At 70.8% G+C, this 19088-nt stretch carries 18 protein-coding genes; 11 read left to right on the plus strand and 7 right to left on the minus strand.

Annotated elements, in window-relative coordinates; all coding sequences use genetic code 11:
- The first annotated feature begins 66 nt into the window (after positions 1 to 66).
- Complete coding sequence (locus ABD333_RS16615; RefSeq protein ID WP_344541863.1) at positions 67 to 453, plus strand: SCO5389 family protein; 387 nt, start codon at positions 67 to 69, stop codon at positions 451 to 453.
- A 63-nt stretch (positions 454 to 516) separates the two neighbouring features.
- Here the strand turns inward: ABD333_RS16615 and ABD333_RS16620 are convergent, their stop codons facing one another.
- On the minus strand, positions 517 to 1518 hold the full coding sequence (locus ABD333_RS16620; protein WP_344541865.1) for an LLM class flavin-dependent oxidoreductase: 1002 nt from the start codon (positions 1516 to 1518) through the stop codon (positions 517 to 519).
- Between the two features lie 56 nt (positions 1519 to 1574).
- Between ABD333_RS16620 and ABD333_RS16625 the strand changes: the two genes are divergently transcribed.
- From ABD333_RS16625 to ABD333_RS16645, 5 genes are all read left to right on the plus strand, one after another.
- Complete coding sequence (locus ABD333_RS16625; protein ID WP_344541867.1) at positions 1575 to 3269, plus strand: 3-hydroxyacyl-CoA dehydrogenase family protein; 1695 nt, start codon at positions 1575 to 1577, stop codon at positions 3267 to 3269.
- 35 nt (positions 3270 to 3304) lie between these two features.
- Positions 3305 to 3625: an ATP/GTP-binding protein gene (locus ABD333_RS16630; RefSeq protein ID WP_344541868.1), complete on the plus strand. Its 321-nt coding sequence runs from the start codon at positions 3305 to 3307 to the stop codon at positions 3623 to 3625.
- Positions 3626 to 3675: 50 nt separating this feature from the next.
- Positions 3676 to 4398 (plus strand): alpha/beta hydrolase, encoded by a 723-nt coding sequence (locus ABD333_RS16635; protein ID WP_344541869.1) that lies wholly within the window; start codon positions 3676 to 3678, stop codon positions 4396 to 4398.
- A gap of 119 nt (positions 4399 to 4517) precedes the next feature.
- On the plus strand, positions 4518 to 5309 hold the full coding sequence (locus ABD333_RS16640; protein WP_344541870.1) for an alpha/beta fold hydrolase: 792 nt from the start codon (positions 4518 to 4520) through the stop codon (positions 5307 to 5309).
- 68 nt (positions 5310 to 5377) lie between these two features.
- Positions 5378 to 6238, plus strand: a complete 861-nt coding sequence (locus ABD333_RS16645) for a hypothetical protein (protein WP_344541871.1) — start codon at positions 5378 to 5380, stop codon at positions 6236 to 6238.
- A 19-nt stretch (positions 6239 to 6257) separates the two neighbouring features.
- Here ABD333_RS16645 and ABD333_RS16650 read toward each other — a convergent pair whose 3' ends face one another.
- From ABD333_RS16650 to mce, 3 genes are all read right to left on the minus strand, one after another.
- A complete protein-coding gene (locus ABD333_RS16650; RefSeq protein ID WP_344541872.1) occupies positions 6258 to 8285 on the minus strand; it encodes an AI-2E family transporter in 2028 nt (675 codons plus the stop codon).
- 137 nt (positions 8286 to 8422) lie between these two features.
- Positions 8423 to 9724 carry a DivIVA domain-containing protein gene (locus tag ABD333_RS16655; protein ID WP_344541873.1) on the minus strand — a complete coding sequence of 434 codons (1302 nt, stop codon included), beginning with the start codon at positions 9722 to 9724 and terminating at the stop codon, positions 8423 to 8425.
- Between the two features lie 342 nt (positions 9725 to 10066).
- The gene (mce, locus tag ABD333_RS16660) at positions 10067 to 10489 is read right to left on the minus strand and encodes a methylmalonyl-CoA epimerase (protein ID WP_344541874.1); all 423 of its coding nucleotides are present in this window, start codon (positions 10487 to 10489) and stop codon (positions 10067 to 10069) included.
- Positions 10490 to 10572: 83 nt separating this feature from the next.
- Here mce and ABD333_RS16665 point away from each other — a divergent pair, with 83 nt between their 5' ends.
- Entirely contained in the window at positions 10573 to 11763 is a 1191-nt protein-coding gene (locus tag ABD333_RS16665) for an acetyl-CoA C-acetyltransferase (protein ID WP_344541876.1), read from the plus strand.
- Positions 11764 to 11976: 213 nt separating this feature from the next.
- Here ABD333_RS16665 and ABD333_RS16670 read toward each other — a convergent pair whose 3' ends face one another.
- Positions 11977 to 12714, minus strand: a complete 738-nt coding sequence (locus tag ABD333_RS16670; RefSeq protein WP_344541878.1) for a DUF4230 domain-containing protein — start codon at positions 12712 to 12714, stop codon at positions 11977 to 11979.
- A 146-nt stretch (positions 12715 to 12860) separates the two neighbouring features.
- Here ABD333_RS16670 and ABD333_RS16675 point away from each other — a divergent pair, with 146 nt between their 5' ends.
- Entirely contained in the window at positions 12861 to 13157 is a 297-nt protein-coding gene (locus ABD333_RS16675) for a DUF3817 domain-containing protein (RefSeq protein WP_344541879.1), read from the plus strand.
- Between the two features lie 60 nt (positions 13158 to 13217).
- Here ABD333_RS16675 and ABD333_RS16680 read toward each other — a convergent pair whose 3' ends face one another.
- On the minus strand, positions 13218 to 14465 hold the full coding sequence (locus tag ABD333_RS16680) for a hypothetical protein (protein ID WP_344541881.1): 1248 nt from the start codon (positions 14463 to 14465) through the stop codon (positions 13218 to 13220).
- Positions 14458 to 15291, minus strand: coding sequence for an ATP-binding cassette domain-containing protein (locus tag ABD333_RS16685; protein ID WP_344541882.1), 834 nt, complete (start codon positions 15289 to 15291; stop codon positions 14458 to 14460). The genes ABD333_RS16680 and ABD333_RS16685 overlap by 8 nt, the downstream gene beginning before the upstream one ends.
- A gap of 436 nt (positions 15292 to 15727) precedes the next feature.
- Between ABD333_RS16685 and ABD333_RS16690 the strand changes: the two genes are divergently transcribed.
- From ABD333_RS16690 to ABD333_RS16700, 3 genes are all read left to right on the plus strand, one after another.
- Positions 15728 to 16684: a tetratricopeptide repeat protein gene (locus tag ABD333_RS16690; protein ID WP_344541883.1), complete on the plus strand. Its 957-nt coding sequence runs from the start codon at positions 15728 to 15730 to the stop codon at positions 16682 to 16684.
- Between the two features lie 233 nt (positions 16685 to 16917).
- Positions 16918 to 17616, plus strand: a complete 699-nt coding sequence (locus ABD333_RS16695) for a cytidylate kinase-like family protein (RefSeq protein WP_344541884.1) — start codon at positions 16918 to 16920, stop codon at positions 17614 to 17616.
- Positions 17617 to 17674: 58 nt separating this feature from the next.
- Entirely contained in the window at positions 17675 to 19078 is a 1404-nt protein-coding gene (locus tag ABD333_RS16700) for an NAD-dependent malic enzyme (RefSeq protein WP_344541885.1), read from the plus strand.
- Positions 19079 to 19088 lie beyond the last annotated feature (10 nt).

Below are 19088 nucleotides of genomic sequence, written 5' to 3' on the forward strand. Positions count from 1 at the left end.
TCCGAGAACCGGACTTAGCGTCCCAAGAGATAGGTGTTCGTCACAGCTCGTGAAAGGAACACACGAATGTCCCTTGACGTGACCCCGGAGCTCCTGGAGACGGCGCAGCGGGGAGAGATCGACGACGCGGCCTTCGTCGACTGCATCCGGACCTCGCTCCCGTACGCCTGGGAGATGATCAGCGGGCTGGTGGCCCGGCTGCAGGTCGACGGCGGCGACCTCGCCGACAACCACACCCCGCCGCCGGACGAGCAGGCACGCGGCCAGCTGCTGAGAGTGCTGGCGAGCGACTCCATGCGCGGCACGCTGGAGCGTTACTTCGGAGTGAAGCTGGCGTTCCAGAACTGCCATCGCGTCGCGGTGTTCCCGACGGGTGACTCCGAGACCTACCGGCGCTTCGTCACCCCGCGCGAGCAGATCCTCAACCAGTCGCCGGAACTGCGCGACTGCTGAACGACCCACCGGTCATGCTGGGCCGGAGGGCGCGTGGCTCCTTCCGGCCCGGCGCGACCTCTGTCAGCCGTACCCGGAGGTAGGCTGCGCGGCCCTGACCTTGGGGATGACCTCGCTTCCCAGGCGGGCGATGTTGTCGAGGGTGGCCGTACGGGAGCCGCCCGCCTCGACGTGCATGATCATGTGCTGGATGCCGGTGTGCTCGGCCGTGGCCAGCAGCGCCTCCGCGCAGTCGTCCGGCGAGCCGATCGGGTGCTGGAGCTCGCACAGGTGACGCACGTAGGCGACGGGATCTCGCTTGGGACGCGGGCGGTCGTCCACCGCGACGTACGAGTCGAGGCCCGGGCCGAGCCAGGGCGGCATCCGCCGCAGGATGGTCTCGACGGCTTCGGCACGCGAGTCGGCGACCTGCGCGAGATGGGTGGAGATGTGCGGGGCGGGCCTGCCGTGACGGGCGACCGCCTCCGCCTTGTCGGCGTTCCCCACATGCATCCCCAGCAGCATGGGAAGGTCGCGCGCCGCCGCCAGCGCCTCGGTGGCGGGTGACGCACAGGCCACCGCGACCGGGGGAGGGGTGGCCGTACGCGGAACGACCGGCACCTCACGGAACTCGAAGTGCTCGCCGGACCAGCCGAGGCGGTCGGAACGGAGCCAGGCGAGCAGCAGGTCCAGCGACTCGGCGAAGCCCTTCTCGTAGCGGGGCAGGCCGGTACCGAAGACCTCCAGCTCACGCCAGGGGCCGCCACGGCCCACCCCCAGATGGAAGCGCCCTCCGGAGACCAGGCTCAGGAGGGCGGCCTGTTCGGCGAGCATGACCGGGTGCTGGCTGGAGAGGATGCTGATGGCCGTTCCGACGTGGATGCGGCTCGTCCGGCCGAGCAGGACGCCGGCGAGCGTGGGCGCCGACGGGCAGACGCCGTACGACATGAAGTGGTGTTCGGCGATCCACACGTCGTCGAAGCCGGCCCGTTCGGCGGTGAGGGCGGCCTCGACGGTACGGGCCAGGGCGTCGGCGTCGGTCTGGCCGGGATAGCGGGTCGCGAGGAGAAAGATTCCGAAGCGCACATGCACGTGGTACCCGCGCTTGGGGTGCCGTGCGCGCCTCTGGGAGACTGCCAGGCATGAGTGGTGGTTCGTTCAGCAGGGTCGGAGTCGTCGGACTGGGCACGATGGGCGCGGGGATCGCGGAGGTCCTCTCCCGCGGCGGGCTCGCCGTCGTCGGCATCGAGATCAACCAGGAGGCCCTCGACCGGGGCCGCGGCAACCTGGAGGGCTCGACGGGGCGCGCGCTCAAGCGCGGCAGGCTCACCGAGGAGGCGCGGCGCGAGATCCTCGACCGGATCGCGTTGTCCACGGACTTCGCCGAGCTTGCCGGCTGCGACCTGGTCATCGAGGCGGTGCCGGAGCGGCTGGAGCTCAAGCGGCGCGTGTTCGAGCAGCTGGACCGGGTCTGCCGGCCGGACGCCGTGCTGGCCACCAACACCTCGTCGCTCTCGGTCACCGACATCGCCGTCACCACCAACCGGCCCGCCAAGATCGTCGGCGTGCACTTCTTCAACCCGGCGCCGGTCATGAAGCTGGTCGAGGTCATCGGCACCGTGCTCACCGAGGACGGCGCCGTCGCGCGGGTGGCCGACCTCGTCCGGGGCCTCGGCAAGACCCCGGTCACCGTCGGCGACCGGGCGGGGTTCGTCGCCAACCGGCTGCTCTTCGGCTACCTCAACCAGGCCGCGGCCATGCTGGAGTCGGGGCACGCGACCCGCGACGACATCGACGCTGCCATGAAGGTCGGCGGCGGCCTGCCGATGGGCCCGTTCACCCTGATGGACCTCATCGGGCTAGACACCTGTCTGGAGGTCCTGGAGGCGATCTACCAGGAGTCGCGCGACCGGCGGCACGCGCCCGCCCCGGTGCTGCGGGAGCTGGTCACGGCCGGGCTGCTCGGACGCAAGACCGGCCGCGGCTTCTACTCCTACGACAAGACGGCCGCCCAGGCCGCCCAGGCCGACGCAGGAGCCGCGCAGGCCACGGCGGACGAGGCGCCGCGGCCGGTCGTCGGCGTCGCAGGCTCGGGCACGCAGGCCGTCGCGATCGTCGTCGCCGCCGCGCGCGCGGGCAGCGAGGTCCGGTACGTGGCGGGCGACGACGACAAGGCCCAGGCGGCGCGCACCGAGCTGGAGAAGGCCCTGGACGCCGAGACACTGGCACGGGTGCGCGGCGGGTCCGAGCTCGCGGACCTGGCCGGCTGCGAACTCGTCATCGAGGCGGTGGCCGAGGACGTCTCGGTCAAGCGGTCGCTGTTCGCGGCGGTCGACGACGTCGCGGCACCGGACGCGGTGCTGGCGACCACGGCGTCGACGGTGCCGGTCATCGACCTGGCCATGGCGACCGACCGGCCCGGCGACGTGGTCGGGCTGCACTTTCCCGAGGCCGGCGGCGGACTGGTGGAGATCGCCGGAACGGTCGTGACCGCGCCCGGCGTCGTCGACAAGGCGGCGGCGCTGGCCGGCAGGCTCGGCCTGACGGCCGTCCGCTGCCGCGACCGTGCCGGGTTCATCGTGGACGCGCTGCGCTTCCCCTACCTGAACGACGCCGCCGCCATGCTGGAGGCCGGCTACGCCGACGCCGACTCCATCGACGCCGCGATGACGCTGGGATGCGGCTACCCGACCGGTCCGATCGCCGACCTGGACCGGCTCGGCCTCGACCGGGCCGTCGCGGTACTGCGCGCCCTCTACGCCGAGAGCCGCGAGCCCGCCCTGGCGCCTGCGCCGTTGCTGGAGGAGTACGTCACCGCGGGCCGCACCCTGCGCTGAACGAGACGTGCTGATCCGCCAATATCCTGGTCATCATGAGTCCGCGTAAGAACCGCCGCTCCGCCCCCAATCCCGGACCGGCGGCGGGCGGCGGTTCGTACTGGGACCAGAGCACCGAGGAGGGGGCGGACGGCGAGTGGATCGTCCGTACGATCGCCGGGGCCAACGCGGTCAAGGCGTACCGCTGCCCCGGCTGCGATCAGGAGATCCCGCCGGGGGTGGGGCACCTCGTGGTGTGGCCCGCCGACGAACGCGGCGGCGCCGGCGACCGGCGGCACTGGCACCGTCCCTGCTGGAACGCCCGCGACCGCCGGACCCCCAACCTCCAGCGGTCGCGCAACGCGCCCCGCTACTGACATCCGGGCCGCGGCCGACACACGTGAGCGACAGCGAGGAGACCAGGCGCATGGCGGAGATCAGGGCTGCGACGGTGCTGCCCGCCCGGCGGGAGGAGATCACCCTCCACACCGCCGACGGGCTGGAGCTGGTGGGCGAGCTGGCCCTGCCGCTGGAACGGCCCCCGGTGGCGACCCTGGTCTGCCTGCACCCGCTGCCCACCGCCGAGGGGATGATGGACAGCCACGTTCTGCGCAAGGCCTCGTTCCGGCTGCCCGCGCTGGCGGACGTGGCGGTGCTGCGGTTCAACACCCGGGGGACCACCTCGGCGCGGGGAACGAGCCAGGGCGAGTTCGGCGAGGGCGAGACCGAGCGGCACGACGTCGCGGCGGCGATCGAGTACGCGGAGTTCCACGACCTGCCGCATCCGTGGTTGCTGGGCTGGTCGTTCGGGACGGAGCTGGCCCTGAAGTGGGGCCGTGATCCGCTGGTCGAGGGCGCGATCCTGCTCTCGCCGCCGCTCCACCGGGCTCAGGACGCGGACCTGGACGCCTGGGGCGCCGACGGGCGGCCGGTCGTCGCGCTGGTGCCCGAGTTCGACGACTACCTCCGGCCCGCCGAGGCCCGGGAACGGTTCAAGCGCGTCCCGCAGGCGGAGGTCGTCGCCGTGGAAGGCGCGAAACACCTGTGGGTCGGCGAGCCCTATGTGCGCACTGTGCTCAACGAGGTCGTGCGGCGGGTCGCGCCGCGGGCCTTCCCGCTCCCCACCGAATGGGATGAATCGGACAACTAAACCGGATCGGCCGGACACGGCCACTCCTCTCCGGGATTCGGCCCATCGGGGTGACGATTGCGTAGCCGCCGTGTGCACGGCGGCATACGGGCTGAAGACCCTGGGAGGTGGGCGCCGCGATGACCGTGCAGCTCTACGCCAGGGATGTGGGTGTCGGCACGCCGCTCGTCCTGATCCACGGCTTCCCGCTGTCCTCGGCGATGTGGCTCAACCAGCGCGAGGGGCTGGCCACGCGCTTCCGTGTGATCACTCCGGATCTGCGCGGCTTCGGCGGCTCGGTGCTGGGCACCGAGGAGCCGTCGGTGGACGAGATGGCCGACGACGTGGCGCGCCTGTTCCGGCGGATCGGCGTGGCGCGGGCGGTGGTCGGCGGGCTGTCGATGGGCGGGTACGTCGCGATGGCGCTGTGCCGCCGCCACCCTGACCTCGTCATGGGCGTGGTGCTGGCCGACACCCGCGCCGGAGAGGACTCCGCGGAGATCCGCGCCGCGCGGCTCGCGCAGGTGGAACGGCTGGAAACCGAGGACACCGTACGGGTGCTGCTGGACGAGGTGCTCCCGCACCTGGTGGGTCCGACGACGTTCCGGCAGCGGGCCCTGGTGTACGGACGGGTGCGCGGTCTCGTGCAGGCCACCCCGCCGCGCGCGGCCGCGTGGGCGCTGCGCGCGATGGCGGCGCGCGGCGAGAGTTTCGAGACGTTGCGCACACTCAAGGTCCCCGCGCTCGTCGTCGTGGGCGCCGAGGACACGCTCACCACCGAGGCCGACGCGCGGGCCATGGTCGACACGATTCCCAACGCGGAACTGCTGGTCATCCCGCGGGCCGGTCATCTGTGCGCGGTCGAGCAACCCGACCTGTTCAACCAGGCCGTCGCCGAGTTCACCGCCGCGATCGCCCGCATGGCGGGCTGAGGGGTCGTCCCTCCCGTTCACGACAGGTCTGATAGGACTTTTTAGGCATGTCCCGAACTGGAGGGTCAATGAACAAGCACATAACGGGCCGCGTCATCGCGGTGGTGGCCGCCGCGGGCGTCGCCGTCCCGCTGGTCGTCACCGGAAACACCGCCTCGGCCGAGCCGGTGGCCGCCGTGGCCAAGGCACCGGCGTACGTCGAGTACCACGCCAAGTCCAAGGCCTACCACGTGGCGACCGGCACCAAGCTGGCGCGCAGCGGCTACCGGCCGATCTCGCTGAACGTCTCGGACCGGGCCAACCCCAAGTACGCCGCCGTCTGGGTCAAGCGCAAGGGCCCGGCGTTCACCCAGATCGTCGGCCAGACGCGCGCCACGTTCCAGAAGTCGTTCAACGGGCTGCGCAAGAAGGGCTACCAGCCGATCACCATCACGGCGACCGGCTCGGGCGCCTCGGGTCTCTACTCGGGGATCTTCGAGAAGAAGAAGGGCAACTTCTTCGCCTGGGGTGACCTGACCGCCGCCAAGCTGGCGAAGCACAACACCTACGCGCAGCGCAAGGGCTTCATCCCCATCTCGATCGACGCCTACGGCACCGCGAAGGCGCCGCGCTTCCTCGCCGTGTGGGTGGCCAACCCGCGCAAGGTGAAGTGGAGCGTCTCGCTGAACAAGAGCTTCGCGGCGCACGACAAGCTCTTCAAGGCGCAGGTCAAGAAGGGCTGGCGTCCGTCCTTCGTCGCCGTGGGCAGCGGCTACACCGCCATCTGGCGCAGCGACAAGATCGGCCCCTGGGTCGAGCTCACCGGCATGACCTCCGCCGGGCTCACCGCCCGGCTCAAGCAGGCCAAGGCCAAGGGCTACTACCCGATCCAGATCGCGGGCGGCGGCACGGGCGCGTCCTCGCGCTACGCCGCCATCTGGCGCAAGTGAGGCGGAGCCCCGCCAGGAGTCACATCGTCTCCTGGCGGGGCACCACCACCTCCCGGATGAGCAGCGCGATGGAAGCGGCGGTGGGGATCGCCAGCAGCGCACCCACCACACCCAGCAGCGCGCCGCCGATGAGAGCGGCCACGATGGTCACCGCGGGCTGGACGTCCACCGTGCGCTTCATCACGCGCGGATAGACCAGATAGTTCTCCACCTGCTGGTAGATGATGTAGAAGACGATGCAGACGATCCCGTCGGTCAGCGACCCGGTGAGGAAGGCGACCAGGGTCACGACCACCGCGCCGATGGTGGCGCCGATCAGCGGGATGAGGTCGGTCACCGCCACGATCAGCGCCAGCGCGAGCGCGTACTTCATGCCGATGATCGACAGGAAGATATAGGTCGTCAGGCCGGCGATGAACGCGATCGTGAACTGCCCCGCGACGTACCCGCCGATCCGGTCCAGGATCTCGTCGCCCAGCAGCGCCACCCGCGCTCTTCGTGAACGTGGCGCGAGCCGGTAGAAGAACGTCTTGATCTGCGGCAGCGAACTCAGGAAGTAGAGCGTCAGGATCAGAATGGTCAGCGTCTGGAAGAGGCCGTTGACCGCGACCTTGCCGATGCCGGTCGCCCACGACGTGAGCTGGTCCTGGAACCCTTCGCTGTTGACCGTCTTCTCAGCCCGGTCCAGCAGACCGTAGCGCTTGTCCCACTCGGCGAGACGCTCGTTCTCCTGAAGCTGCTTCACGTACCCGGGGATGTTCTTGCGCAACTCGGTGGTCTGCTCCGACACCGGCTGCACGAGCGAGGCGACGAACCCCGCGAAAAAGAGGATCACGCCCAGGAACACCATCCCGACCGCGAGCCCCCGCGGCAGCCCGACCCTGCGAAGCCGCTCCACCGCCGGGTTGAGCCCCACCGCCAGGAACATCGCCACGGTGATCATCACCAGCACCGACTTGGCGTTCAACGCCGCGTTGAACAGCTGCCAAGCCGTGATGACCCCGAGCGCCGCGACGAACCCGAACACGAACGGATGCGCCCTCCCCAGCGGCTCCCCGGGCCGCCCGAACGGGAACCGATGATCGACCCCCGCCTCGATCTTGCGCTGCTCCAAATCGTGCGCCGGATCCGGCGTCGCCGCGACATCCTCCTGCACCGTCGTCTTCTCAACAACGGTCCGCTCAACCACCGCAGGAACACGCTCCCCACCAGTGGTACCGCCCGCGTCCGCCGTGGTGCCGCCACCACCCGCAGCGCCGCTGCCTTCGCCTGTGGCATCGGCATCGCCCGCGCGAACCCCACCCGCACTACCCGCACCTGTGGCCCCACTCACATCTGCGCCACCGCCCGCGTCTGTGCCGCCACTTGCTTCGGTCGCGCTGTCTGAGTCTGTGGTGCCGCCCACACCCGTGGTGCCGCTCACGCCAGTGCCGCTGCCCGCGCCAGTCGCGCTGCCCGCACCTGTGGTGCCGCTCGCGCTAGTGCCGCTGCCCGCGCCGGTGGTGCCGCGCGCGTCTGCGTCGCTGCCTGGGTCGGTCGTGCTGTGCGCACCTGTGGTGCCGCTCGCGCTAGTGCCGCTGCCCGCGCCGGTGGTGCCGCGCGCGTCTGCGCCGCTGCCTGGGTCGGTCGTGCTGTGCGCACCTGTGGTGCCGCTCGCGCTAGTGCCGCTGCCCGCGCCGGTGGTGCCGCGCGCGTCTGCGCCGCTGCCTGGGTCGGTCGTGCTGTGCGCACCTGTGGTGCCGCTCGCGCTAGTGCCACTGCCCGCGCCGGTCGTGCTATCCGCGCCGGTGGTGCCGCTTCCGCTCGTGGTGGCGCTCGCGCCAGTGGCGCTGCTCGTGGTGGTGCCGCTGCCTGCGCCAGTCGCGCTGCCCGCGCCGCTCGCGTTGGTGGCGCTGCTTGTGTCAGTGCCGCTGCTTGTGGTGTTGGGTGCGCCTGTGGGTTCGGCGTCGTCTGTGTCGTCGGCGGGTGGGGAGGGCGGAGGCACCGTGGCAGGCGGCTCGTCGCCGGGTGCCGGCGATCTGTCCTTGCGGGGAGTCTCCTCGGCCACGTCGCGCTCCTTCTTTCCGTTCGCTGTCCGTAGCGGGCGGCCATGTCACGGGGTGTCCGCGTTCAGATGACGAAAAGCCTAGAGGTAGTTGCTACCTCTAGGCTTTTCCGCCTCGTACGGATTGAGTCAGGTGGCCGCTACTCCTGCCACCAGTCCTCGTCGTCCTCGTTCTTCTTCTGGCCCTTCGCGGGTGCGGCCTTGGCGGCGGCGGGCTGCTTGGGCTGCTGCTGCTGCGGGCCGGGCTTGGCCTCCAGCGCGGGCTTCTCGGCGGTGGGCAGCTCCTCCACGGCGCCCATCGGCGGCTGCATGCCGCCGATCAGCTGGCGCAGCTGGTTGAGGTGGCTGGTGATGCTGTCGCGCTGGCGGGTGAGCTCGTCCACCTGGCGCTGCGCGGAGGTGCGGACGCGGTCGGCCTCGGCCTTGGTCTCGGCGAGCAGCTGCTCGGCCTGGGCCTTGGCCTCGGCGATGACCTGGTCGCTGTTCTTGCGCGCGTTGGCCATGAGCTGCTTGGCGTGCGAGTCGGCCTCGCGCCGGGTCTGCTCGGCCTGCTGGGTGGCCTTGGCGGCCCGCTGCTCGGCGGACGCGGCGCGCTGCTCGGCCTCGGCCACCAGCTTCTGCGTGGCGGCCTGCGCGGCGGCGTGCCGTTCGGCGTCCTGGCGGTCGGCCTCCTCGCGGCGGGCGGCCAGCTGGATCTCGAACTCGGCCTCGGCCTGGGCGCGCTGGGCCTCGCTCTCCTCCAGGATGCGCTGGGCCTGCGCGCGCATCTCGTCGGCCTGCCGCTTGGCGGTGGTGAGGATCTCGTCGCGCTCGCGCTTGGTGGACGCCCGGAGCTGGGCGACCTCGCGCTCGGTCGTGGTGCGCAGCTTGGCGATCTCGCGCTCGGCGGCGGCGCGCTTCTCGGCGACCTCGTGGTCGGCGGTGGCGCGCAGCTTGGCGACCTCGCGCTCGGTCGTGGAGGTCAGCTCGTCCGACTCACGCCGGGCGGAGGTGCGCACCTCCTCGGCCTCGCGTTCGGCGGCGTTGCGCAGGTCCTCGCCCTCGCGCTGGGCGGTGGCGCGCAGCTCGGAGGCCTCGTTCTCGGCGGTGGCGCGCAGCTCGGCCGCGTCGACCTTGGCGGCCGCCTTGATCTCGTTGGCCTCGGAGCGCGCGGCCTGGACGAGTTCGGTGGCCTGCTCCTCGGCGAGCCGCAGCAGCTGCTCGATACGGGCGCCCAAACCGGAATAGGTGGGGCGCTCTTGTTCCTGGAGCTGGCGATGGGCGTCCGACAGCTCGCGCTGCAGCGCCTGTGTCGACTCGCGGGACTGCCGGACCTCGTTGTCGAGCTGCTTGATGTGCTCGTCGACCTGGTGCCGGTCGTAGCCGCGAAGCACCACGTCGAACTCGCGCGGGGGCGTGTCTTCAAAGAAGTTGCTGAGCTGGGCGTCGATGTCGGACTGCATGTGGCTCAATCCTGATGTGACGGGGCTGCGGTCGGTTCCGGGGACCGGTTGATCGCCTGGCTTTGACGGGCGCGCGGCCCCAGACCTCTTCCGGCGAATGAAGCGTACTCCCGTGGCTGCCGTGTTGGGGGCTCATCTTGACGCGCTGCGTGGTTTTGTCGTTTTTGTGAGTTTGCCTCGTGGCACCCCAGGTGCGCAGGTGTACCGCCCTCAAAACCACCATTCGCGCAGGAACGGCTACAGAGCGGCGGGCCCGGGACCCGCGAAACGGCCGTGTGATTTCAAACACGTCACAATCTGCGGGAGGCTACCTGGATCATCTCGCGGGCCGTCACGACGCACTCACGGCTTCTGGACGAGCTCGGTCAGCACGCCGTGGCAGTCCTTCGGGTGCAGGAAGGTGATCCGCGACCCCAGCGAGCCGTGCCGGGGCTGGTCGTAGAGCACGCGGACACCCTTGCCCGCGATGCCGTCCGCCTCCTCCTGGACGTCGCCGTCGGTACCGAACGCGATGTGGTGCACGCCCTCGCCGTTCTTGGCCAGCCACTTGGCCACCGTCGAGTCGTCCCGGATCGGCGTGATCAGCTGGAGGTAGCTCGCCGCGCCGTCCCCGGTGGTGTTGATCTTGAGCATGGCCTCGCGCACGCCCTGCTCCTCGTTCACCTCGAAGTGCACGTCGGTGAAGCCGTAGGTCTCCCTGTAGAACTCCACGGTCGCCTCCAGGTCGTGGCAGGCGATGCCGATGTGGTCGATGCGCGTCAGCATGGGTTCTCCCGGCGGAAGAGGTTCGGGTCGTCGTGGGTATCGTGACAAATGTCGCCGCCGAACCCTTGTGGAGGCCCCCTCTTATGAGCACCAACCCGTCCGTGATCGTCGCCGGAGCACGTACGCCGATCGGGCGCCTGCTCGGCTCGCTCAAGGACTTCCCGGCCGCCGACCTCGGCGCCCACGCGATCAAGCACGCGCTGGCACGTGCGGGGATCACGGGCGAGCAGGTCGAGTACGTGATCATGGGCCAGGTGCTGCAGGCCGGAGCCGGGCAGATCCCGTCCCGGCAGGCCGCGGTCAAGGCCGGGATCCCGATGCGCGTTCCGTCGATCACCATCAACAAGGTCTGCCTGTCCGGCCTGGACGCGATCGCGCTCGCCGACCAGCTGATCCGCGCCGGCGAGTTCGACATCGTGGTGGCGGGCGGCATGGAGTCGATGACCCAGGCGCCGCACCTGCTGCCCAAGTCGCGCGGCGGCTACAAGTACGGCTCGATCGAGGTCCTCGACCACATGGCCCTCGACGCGCTGACCGACGCCTTCGACGGCCTCTCGATGGGCGAGTCCACCGAGGGCCACAACGCCCGGCTCGGCATCTCCCGCGAGGACCAGGACGGCTTCTCCGCCCGCTCGCACCGGCGCGCCGCCGAGGCGATCAAGAACGGGGTGTTCGCGGAGGAGATCGCGCCGGTCGAGATCCCGCAGCGCAAGGGCGACCCCATCGTCTTCGACACCGACGAGGGCGTGCGCGGCGACACCACCGCCGAGTCGCTGGCCCGGCTGCGGCCCGCGTTCTCCAAGGAGGGCACGATCACCGCCGGGTCGTCCTCGCAGATCTCCGACGGCGCCGCCGCGGTCGTCGTGATGTCCAGGCGCAAGGCCGAGGAGCTCGGCCTCACCTGGCTGGCCGAGATCGGCGCGCACGGCAACGTCGCGGGCCCCGACAACTCGCTCCAGTCGCAGCCGTCCAACGCGATCAAGCACGCCCTCGGCAAGGCGGGCCTGAGCGTGGACGACCTGGACGTCATCGAGATCAACGAGGCGTTCGCGTCGGTCGGGCTCCAGTCGATGAAGGACCTCGGCGTCGGCCCCGACAAGGTCAACGTCAACGGCGGCGCGATCGCGCTCGGCCACCCGGTCGGCATGTCGGGCGCCCGGATCGTCCTGCACCTGGCGTACGAGCTGAAGCGGCGCGGCGGCGGCCTCGGCGCCGCGGGCCTCTGCGGCGGCGGCGGCCAGGGTGATGCTCTGCTTATTTCTTCTGTGGTGTGAGTCGTTCGCCTGGCGGCTCACGACTCAGACCGCAGAAGGGCGAGCGCGACATGGCTTCGCCATCTTCGCTTGGAGCTTCGCCTTCGGCTCGCTCCAAGCTCAGGTAGCGCGCTCGCGGTGCGCGGCCGGGGTCATGGGGCGGCAAGATCGCGTGACGGCCGGGGTCCGTTGGGCGGCGGGGTCGCGGGGCGGCAGAGTCGTGGGGCGTGGGAGTTATTGGGCGGCGGGCTCGATCTTGACGGTCGTGAAGCCCAGGGATTTCAGGAGCTGCTCCAGCATCTGCCTGGTGTTCTGGTCGGCGCGGGCGGGCAGGCCGCTCTCGTTGGCGGCGGTCTGGATCTTCTGCGCCGCCAGCACGTAGAGCTGCTGCTGGTTGTTGGGGTTGTTGCCGAAGAAGTCCCCGAAACGATTGATCAGGCCGCGCTGCGAGGAGAACACGTAGCTCTTCTTGGTGTCGAGGTTGGTCGGCTCCAGTTGCGCCTTGGGCAGCCGTACCGTCGCGGCGGTGCGGTCGGCGTTCACGCTGATCGCACCGTCGGCGAGCTTGCCGAAGTCGACGTAGGCGTCGACCGAACCGTGCCCGACGAACAACGTCCGGGAGCCGCGCACCGCGCTCGGCAGGAACTGGGCGTCCTTCTCCAGGTCCACGATCACCTGGAAGTTGCCGCTGGCCGCCTCGTACCGCGAGAGATCGCGGATCGACTGCAGCAGCACCGGGCCGCTGCGGTCCTTGGGCTTCTCGTCGAACGGGTTGATCCAGTCGGGCAACATCCGCAGCGTCTGCTGCGCGAGCAGCACCAGCGCGATGGTCGCCACGACCAGGAGGAGGGAGACGCGCAGGCCACCGCCGCGGCGGGCGCCTTGGGCGGGCGCGGGGACCGGGGCGGCAGGGGTCGGCTCGGGCTTGGTGTCGTCCTCGCGGGCCTTAGCCTCGCGTTCGGATCGGGCCATGTACGAGGCATTCCCGGCATCGCCCGCTCCTCACCTCACTTCGCGGTGCCGGTCGTATCGGGCCGCCCTAAGGCCCCTAAGGCCGGTGTGATCGGTGTCATGCCGCTGGCGGAAACACCGCGCGGGTAGCGGTACGTTGGTCGATCGTGGACACCGTGCGCATCTTCCGGTACGTCTCGATCGCCGAGGCGACCTCGTTCCTGATCCTGCTGCTCTGCTCCGTGCTCAAGCGCACGTCGGAGTTCGAGGCGGGAGTGCAGATCATGGGGCCGATCCACGGGGTGCTGTTCCTGGCGTTCGTGGCCCTGGTCTTCGTGGTCCGGGGACCGCTCGGCTGGGACGTCAAGCGCACGGTGCTCGCGCTGATCGCGTCCGTCCTCCCGCTCGCCCCGTACTTCGTGGAGCGGAACTGGCTCCGGGAGCCGGTGACCGCCGCACGATAAAGGCTTCTGCATGATCACGGCGGATCTGGGGGGTTCCGTCGTGGTCATGCAGAGGGTTCCTCAGCGGAACGCGCGCGCGGTCAGCGCGCAGCGGTGGTACGCGGCGAAGTTGGCCCGCAGCCAGGCGCGGCGCTGCTGTTCGGTCCAGCCGCCGAACGCGCGGGCGGCCCACGGGTCGGAGACGTCCGGCTGCTCGGTGCCCAGCAGCCACGCGTCGATCATGGCCCGGTACTCGGCCGCCGCCCGCCGCCGCTGGCCCGCGCAGGCCCGCCGGTCCACCAGCCCGTCCCTGATCTGGCGGACGACCTGGGCCTCGTAGCCCGGTGACAGATCGTCGAGATGAACGCCGGCCACGCCCTTCGACACCCCGGCCGGTGCCGTGCCGGGACGCTGCTCGATCCTCGTGAACGCGCCGGGCGTACCGTTCAGCCGGGCCGCCAGCGGGGTCGTGGCGGTCATCAGCGCGGGCAGCGCGCCGCGCAGCGCCGGATGCACGCAGATCGTGAGCGGCCACTCGCGGCAGGACGGGGCGGTCGGCACCGGGCTCACGGCGCGGCCGTCCGACGACTCCAGCCCGAGGGTGGCGAGGGCGGTCAGGGAGACCGCGGCCAGCAGGGGCACGATCGTCCAGGGGCGCCGGTTCACCCACCACACGTACGCGAGGACCAGCGTGACGGTCAGCCCGGCCGACCACGACACCTCGGCGGCCAGCACCCACGGTCGCAGGCCCGTGAACAGTTCCACCTCGTTGAGCGCGGCCGGCGGCAGCAGACTCCACCAGGAGGTGCTCGTTCCCCGCGCGGCCGCCCACAGCCACGTCCCCGCGAGCACCACGACGGCGGTCGCCGGGCGCGGTACGAGCCGGCCCGCCAGGTAGCCGATGACGACGTGCATGACCAGGGCCGTCGCGCCCGCCAGGATTCCCATCGGCTGCGCGGCGCCCGCCTGTTCGCGCAGCAGCGTGTCGACGGCCACCACGGCCGTGACCGTCCCGTACGCGAGCAGCGCGGCCGCCGAGAGCAGCGCCATGTCCACGAGCGCCCCGGTGGCGGGGGCCCGGGAGGTCAGATCGCGCAGGTAGTCGAGCCGGCGCTCCCGCACCGCGGCCCAGGCCGTCAGCCCGGCCGCCAGCGGACCCAGCACCCGCACCGAGTTGACCAGCGCGACCACCGTGTTGTCCCAGTAGGCGACCCCGGGCACCAGCGAAAGCCAAGCCGTCACCACGCCGACGGCAGTGAGCAACGGCACCGCGATGAGCAGTGCCGTCCGGCGGGCCTCCACCCGGAGTACCCGTCCGAGCTCAGACACCGGCGAGTCTGGTCTGCCTTCGCGGCTGTATTTTTGGCTCTTGCGGCCTCGGGGGCTCGCCTGGCGGCTCGCCCCCGAACCGCAAAAGCGGCGAGCGCGACATCGCTTCGCGATCTTCGCGGGGAACTTCGCCTTCGGCTCGTTCTCCGCTCAGCGCCGCGCGCTCGCGGTGCGGGTCGGGCATTGCGAATCCGGAGGGCTCCGTTCCCATGGCAGCCACTGGGCCCCTTCCTGCTGTCCATGCGGGCACTGGCCGGGGGGCGAATTCGGTCAGCCTGCCTCGGGCCAGGGTCAGTACGCGGTCGCACCATCCGGTGAGCGCGTGTGCCGTCGGGGCCGAGACCAGGACGGTCGGCGCCAGCGCGGCGATGAGGGGGACCAGTTCGCTCGCCTCGGCGTCGTCCACCCCGTTCAGCGGTTCGTCGAGGACCACGAGTTCGGGCTCGTGCACGCACGTCGCCGCCAGACCGGCGCGGAGGCGGACGTCCGGCGGTACGAGGCCCAGCTCGGTCGATTCGGATTCGAGGAGATCGAGCCGTTTCAGTACTGAACGCGTCGCATCGGGACGTACGCGTTTGTAATAGGCCGCATAGGAGACGAACTCCCCGACCGTAAGATTGTCGGCCCAGGAGACATCGCCCGGCAGATAACCGATCCGGGCCCGTACCGCACGCAGTTCGGTGTTATTCCCGGTGTCGTATCCGGCAATCTTCAATGTGCCGACATGCGGTCGGCGCAATGTCGCGAGCGTGGCCAGCAGGGTGGATTTACCGACACCAGGTGGACCGGCCAGGCCGGCCACGCCTTCGGAGACACCGAAGGTCACCGGGCGTAGGCACCACCGCCCCCTGCGGCGGACACCCATCCCACGGGCCACGATCGCGGAATGCTCCGCGATCACTTTGAACCCCCCATTGATTCGTCATGCTTCAAGCGACAGGCGGCGAACTCCGGTGACCTTTCCCGTCACGCGGCGTTCGCCCCGGCCGTCCGATCGCCCTCCCCGGCTTTCGGACGGCACCCCCTTTTGCCGTCGCACCATGCATCGACATCGTGACTATAACCAGGCTTGGTGATCGCTGTCAGCAGTCTTTCTCCTCTTACGGCGGATGGTCTGAATCCTTTGCCCGTCCAGTAAAGGGTTGATTCAGTGGGAATGTTCGGCTCTGCCGGGAAGCGGGAGGCGGCCCGCCGGCCGCGTCGCGCTCCGCTGGGAGCGGACGGGAGTACGGGGGCGGCCCGTCATGAGGCAGGATGGACCCATGTCTTCTCGGGACTTTTCCTTGTACGGTGCCGTCGATCTGGGTGCCCGCCAGGCCGCCGCGAAGAAGCAGCAGGAGCGCCGCGCGGCGGGCGGCGCCGCGCCGGGGGCGGGAGCGGGCGCGGCAGGCGGCCCGTACGTCCTGGACGTCACCGACCAGACCTTCAACACCGAGGTGGTGGAGCGGTCACGGGCCGTTCCGGTCCTGGTCGACTTCTGGGCCGAATGGTGCGGGCCGTGCAAGCAGCTCGGTCCCATCCTGGAGAAGCTCGCCACCGAGGCGGCGGGCAAGTGGGTGCTGGCCAAGGTCGACATCGACGCCAACCCGCAGCTCGGTGCCTACATGCAGCAGATGGGCATCCGGGGCATCCCGTTCGTCGCGGTCGTGGTGGCCGGGCAGCTCATGCCGTTCCTCAACGGCGCCGCGCCCGAGCCGCAGGTCAGGCAGGCCATCGACCAGCTCTTCGAGGCGCTGCGGCAGGAGGGCATCCTGCCCGAGGCCCCCCAGGGCGAGGAGGTGCCGGACGAGGCCGAGCAGCCCGGCGTCGACCCGGTGTACGCGGCCGCCGAGGAGGCGCTCGACAGCGGCGACCTCGACGCCGCCGCCACCGCGTTCCAGCGCATCCTCGACACCGACCCGCGCGACGAGTACGCCAAGACCGGCCTGGCCCGTATCGAGCTCGGACGGCGGATCGGCGACCTCGACGCGCAGAAGGCCATCGCCGAGGCGGACGCCGACCCGGGCGACGTGCTCGCGCAGACCCGCGCCGCCGACGTCGAGGTCGTGACGGGCCGGGTCGACGCCGCGTTCGACCGGCTGATCGGCACGGTCAAGCGCACCGCCGGCGACGACCGCGACACCGCCCGCAAGCATCTGCTGAAGCTGTTCGAGATCCTGCCCTCGGACGACCCCCGCGTCGGCCGTGCCCGCCGAGCCCTCCAATCGGCCCTCTTCTGACGCTATGTACGTGCCCAGGTTGCACGCGAGCGCGCTAACGGGTCGTGGAGCGAGCCGGAGGCGATGCTCCACGAAAGATCGCGAAGCGATGTCGCGCTCGCCGCTATGGACGTCAAGCGGAGCTTGTCGATTGATGGGTGGCGGGCGGGGCGCTGTGGGATGGCGGTTCGGGTCCGAGCCGCCAGGCGAGGACCCGAGGCCGTGAAAGCAATAAAAGAGGGCATGACTCTCGTGTGAGTGCACGGGTGGTGACGGTCTCGGCCACATTTGGCGCGGGCGGCGCCTCGATTGGGCCCGCCGTCGCCGAACGGCTGGGGCTGCCCTTCATCGACCGGGCGATTCCCGTTACGGTCGCGGCCGAGATCGGCTGTTCCCTGGAGGAGGCCCTGGCCCACGACGGCCGGGCCGAGAGCGGAATCGGCCGCATCCTGGCCGGCGCGGCACGGCTGCCGAACGTCACGCTCGGCGGCATGGACGTCTACCTGCCCGATCGCACGATCTTGCCCGAAGAGGAGTTCGTGGCCCGGACCGAGCAGGTGATGACCAGGGCGGCGGAGACGGACGGCGGCGTGCTCCTCGGCCGGGCCGGGGCGGTGGTGCTGAAGAGGCGGGTGGACGCCCTGCACGTACGGCTCGACGCGTCCAAGGAGCGCCGCCTCGCGCGCGCCCGCGAGGAACTGCGGCGCTCCGCCGAGGCCGCCGGCTCTTCGGTCGAACCTCCAAACGCGCGGCCAACCGCACGGACGAGGACGTCCCAGCGCGATCTGGAGCGTATGCTCGATGACAATGACCGCGCCCGGGCGGCCTACGTGAAGCACTTCTACGGGGTCGACTCCGCCGATCCGCGGCTCTACCACCTCGTGATCGACAGTACGAGGCTCCCCGAGCCCGCCGTCGTGGATCTGATCGTCGCCGCGGCCGGGGCGGTCTGAGCCGCGCGGAGAGGCCGGGCGGCGGCCCGATACAGGTCGTAGCAAGGGAGCTAGTGACGTGGCCAGCGTGCCCAGCGTGTCGTACTCCATCACCGTCCGGCTGGAGGTCCCGGCCGGCGGCAAGGCCGTCAGCCAGATCACCCACGTCGTCGAGAACGCCGGCGGCATCGTCACGGCGCTCGACGTCAACACGGCCGGGCACGAGAAGCTGCGCATCGACGTCACGATCGCGACCCGCGACACCGAGCACGCCGAGGCGATCGCCGGGGTGCTCGAGACGATCGACGACATCAGCATCCACAAGGTCAGCGACCGGACCTTCCTCATGCACCTCGGCGGCAAGATCGAGATGATGTCGAAGGTGCCGCTGCGCAACCGCGACGAGCTGTCCATGGCCTACACGCCCGGCGTCGCCCGGGTCTCACTGGCGATCGCCCGCAATCCCGAGGACGTCCGGCGGCTGACCATCAAGCGCAACAGCGTCGCCGTCGTCACCGACGGCTCGGCGGTGCTCGGCCTCGGCAACATCGGCCCCGAGGCGGCGCTGCCGGTCATGGAGGGCAAGGCGGCGCTGTTCAAGCGGTTCGCCGGGATCGACGCCTGGCCGATCTGCCTCGACACCCAGGACACCGACGAGATCGTCCGTACCGTCCAGATCCTCGCGCCGGCGTTCGGCGGCATCAACCTGGAGGACATCTCCGCGCCGCGCTGCTTCGAGGTGGAGGCCCGGCTGCGCGACCTGCTCGACATCCCGGTGTTCCACGACGACCAGCACGGCACCGCGATCTGCGTCCTGGCCGCGCTCACCAACGCGCTCCGCGTCGTCGGCAAGGATCTGAGCCAGGTCCGCATCGCCATGTCGGGTGCGGGCGCGGCGGGCAGCGCGATCCTGCGCCTGCTCCTGCACGCGGGCGCCGGCGACGTGGTCGTGTGCGACTACTACGGCGCCGTCCACCTGGGTCGCGAGGATCTGGACGACTCGCTGCGCTGGATCGCCGAGCACACCAACGCCGAGGGCTACGCGGGCGACCTCAAGGGCGCGGTCAAGGACGCCGACGTGTTCGTCGGGGTGTCGGCGCCCAACATCCTCACCGGCGACGACATCGCCACCATGAAGAGCGACGCGATCGTCTTCGCGCTCGCCAACCCCGAGCCCGAGGTCTCGCCGGACGAGGCGCGCGAGCACGCCGCCGTGGTGGCCACCGGCCGCAGCGACTACCCCAACCAGATCAACAACGTGCTGGCCTTCCCCGGCGTCTTCCGCGGCCTGCTGGACGCGCAGGCCGACGGGGTCACCCAGGAGATGCTGCTGGCCGCGGCCAAGGCGCTGGCCGAGGTCGTGACCGACGCCGAGCTCGGCCCCAACTACATCGTGCCGAGCGTCTTCCACCCGGACGTGAGCACCCGCGTCGCGGGCGCCGTCCGGGAGGCCGCCGGAGGCCGCCCGCGCACCGAGGCCTGACCGCCGGTCG

The organism is Actinomadura fulvescens (assembly GCF_039533225.1).
GTDB classification, from domain to species: Bacteria; Actinomycetota; Actinomycetes; order Streptosporangiales; family Streptosporangiaceae; genus Spirillospora; species Spirillospora fulvescens.

Excerpts from the sequence above, each read along its gene's own strand:
- ABD333_RS16615 (WP_344541863.1), top strand. The coding sequence starts at position 67 with ATGTCCCTTGACGTGACCCCGGAGCTCCTGGAGACGGCGCAGCGGGGA.
- ABD333_RS16625 (WP_344541867.1), top strand. The coding sequence starts at position 1,575 with ATGAGTGGTGGTTCGTTCAGCAGGGTCGGAGTCGTCGGACTGGGCACG.
- ABD333_RS16630 (WP_344541868.1), top strand. The coding sequence starts at position 3,305 with ATGAGTCCGCGTAAGAACCGCCGCTCCGCCCCCAATCCCGGACCGGCG.
- ABD333_RS16635 (WP_344541869.1), top strand. The coding sequence starts at position 3,676 with ATGGCGGAGATCAGGGCTGCGACGGTGCTGCCCGCCCGGCGGGAGGAG.
- ABD333_RS16640 (WP_344541870.1), top strand. The coding sequence starts at position 4,518 with ATGACCGTGCAGCTCTACGCCAGGGATGTGGGTGTCGGCACGCCGCTC.
- ABD333_RS16645 (WP_344541871.1), top strand. The coding sequence starts at position 5,378 with ATGAACAAGCACATAACGGGCCGCGTCATCGCGGTGGTGGCCGCCGCG.
- ABD333_RS16655 (WP_344541873.1), bottom strand. The coding sequence starts at position 9,724 with ATGCAGTCCGACATCGACGCCCAGCTCAGCAACTTCTTTGAAGACACG.
- mce (WP_344541874.1), bottom strand. The coding sequence starts at position 10,489 with ATGCTGACGCGCATCGACCACATCGGCATCGCCTGCCACGACCTGGAG.
- ABD333_RS16665 (WP_344541876.1), top strand. The coding sequence starts at position 10,573 with ATGAGCACCAACCCGTCCGTGATCGTCGCCGGAGCACGTACGCCGATC.
- ABD333_RS16670 (WP_344541878.1), bottom strand. The coding sequence starts at position 12,714 with ATGGCCCGATCCGAACGCGAGGCTAAGGCCCGCGAGGACGACACCAAG.
- ABD333_RS16690 (WP_344541883.1), top strand. The coding sequence starts at position 15,728 with ATGTCTTCTCGGGACTTTTCCTTGTACGGTGCCGTCGATCTGGGTGCC.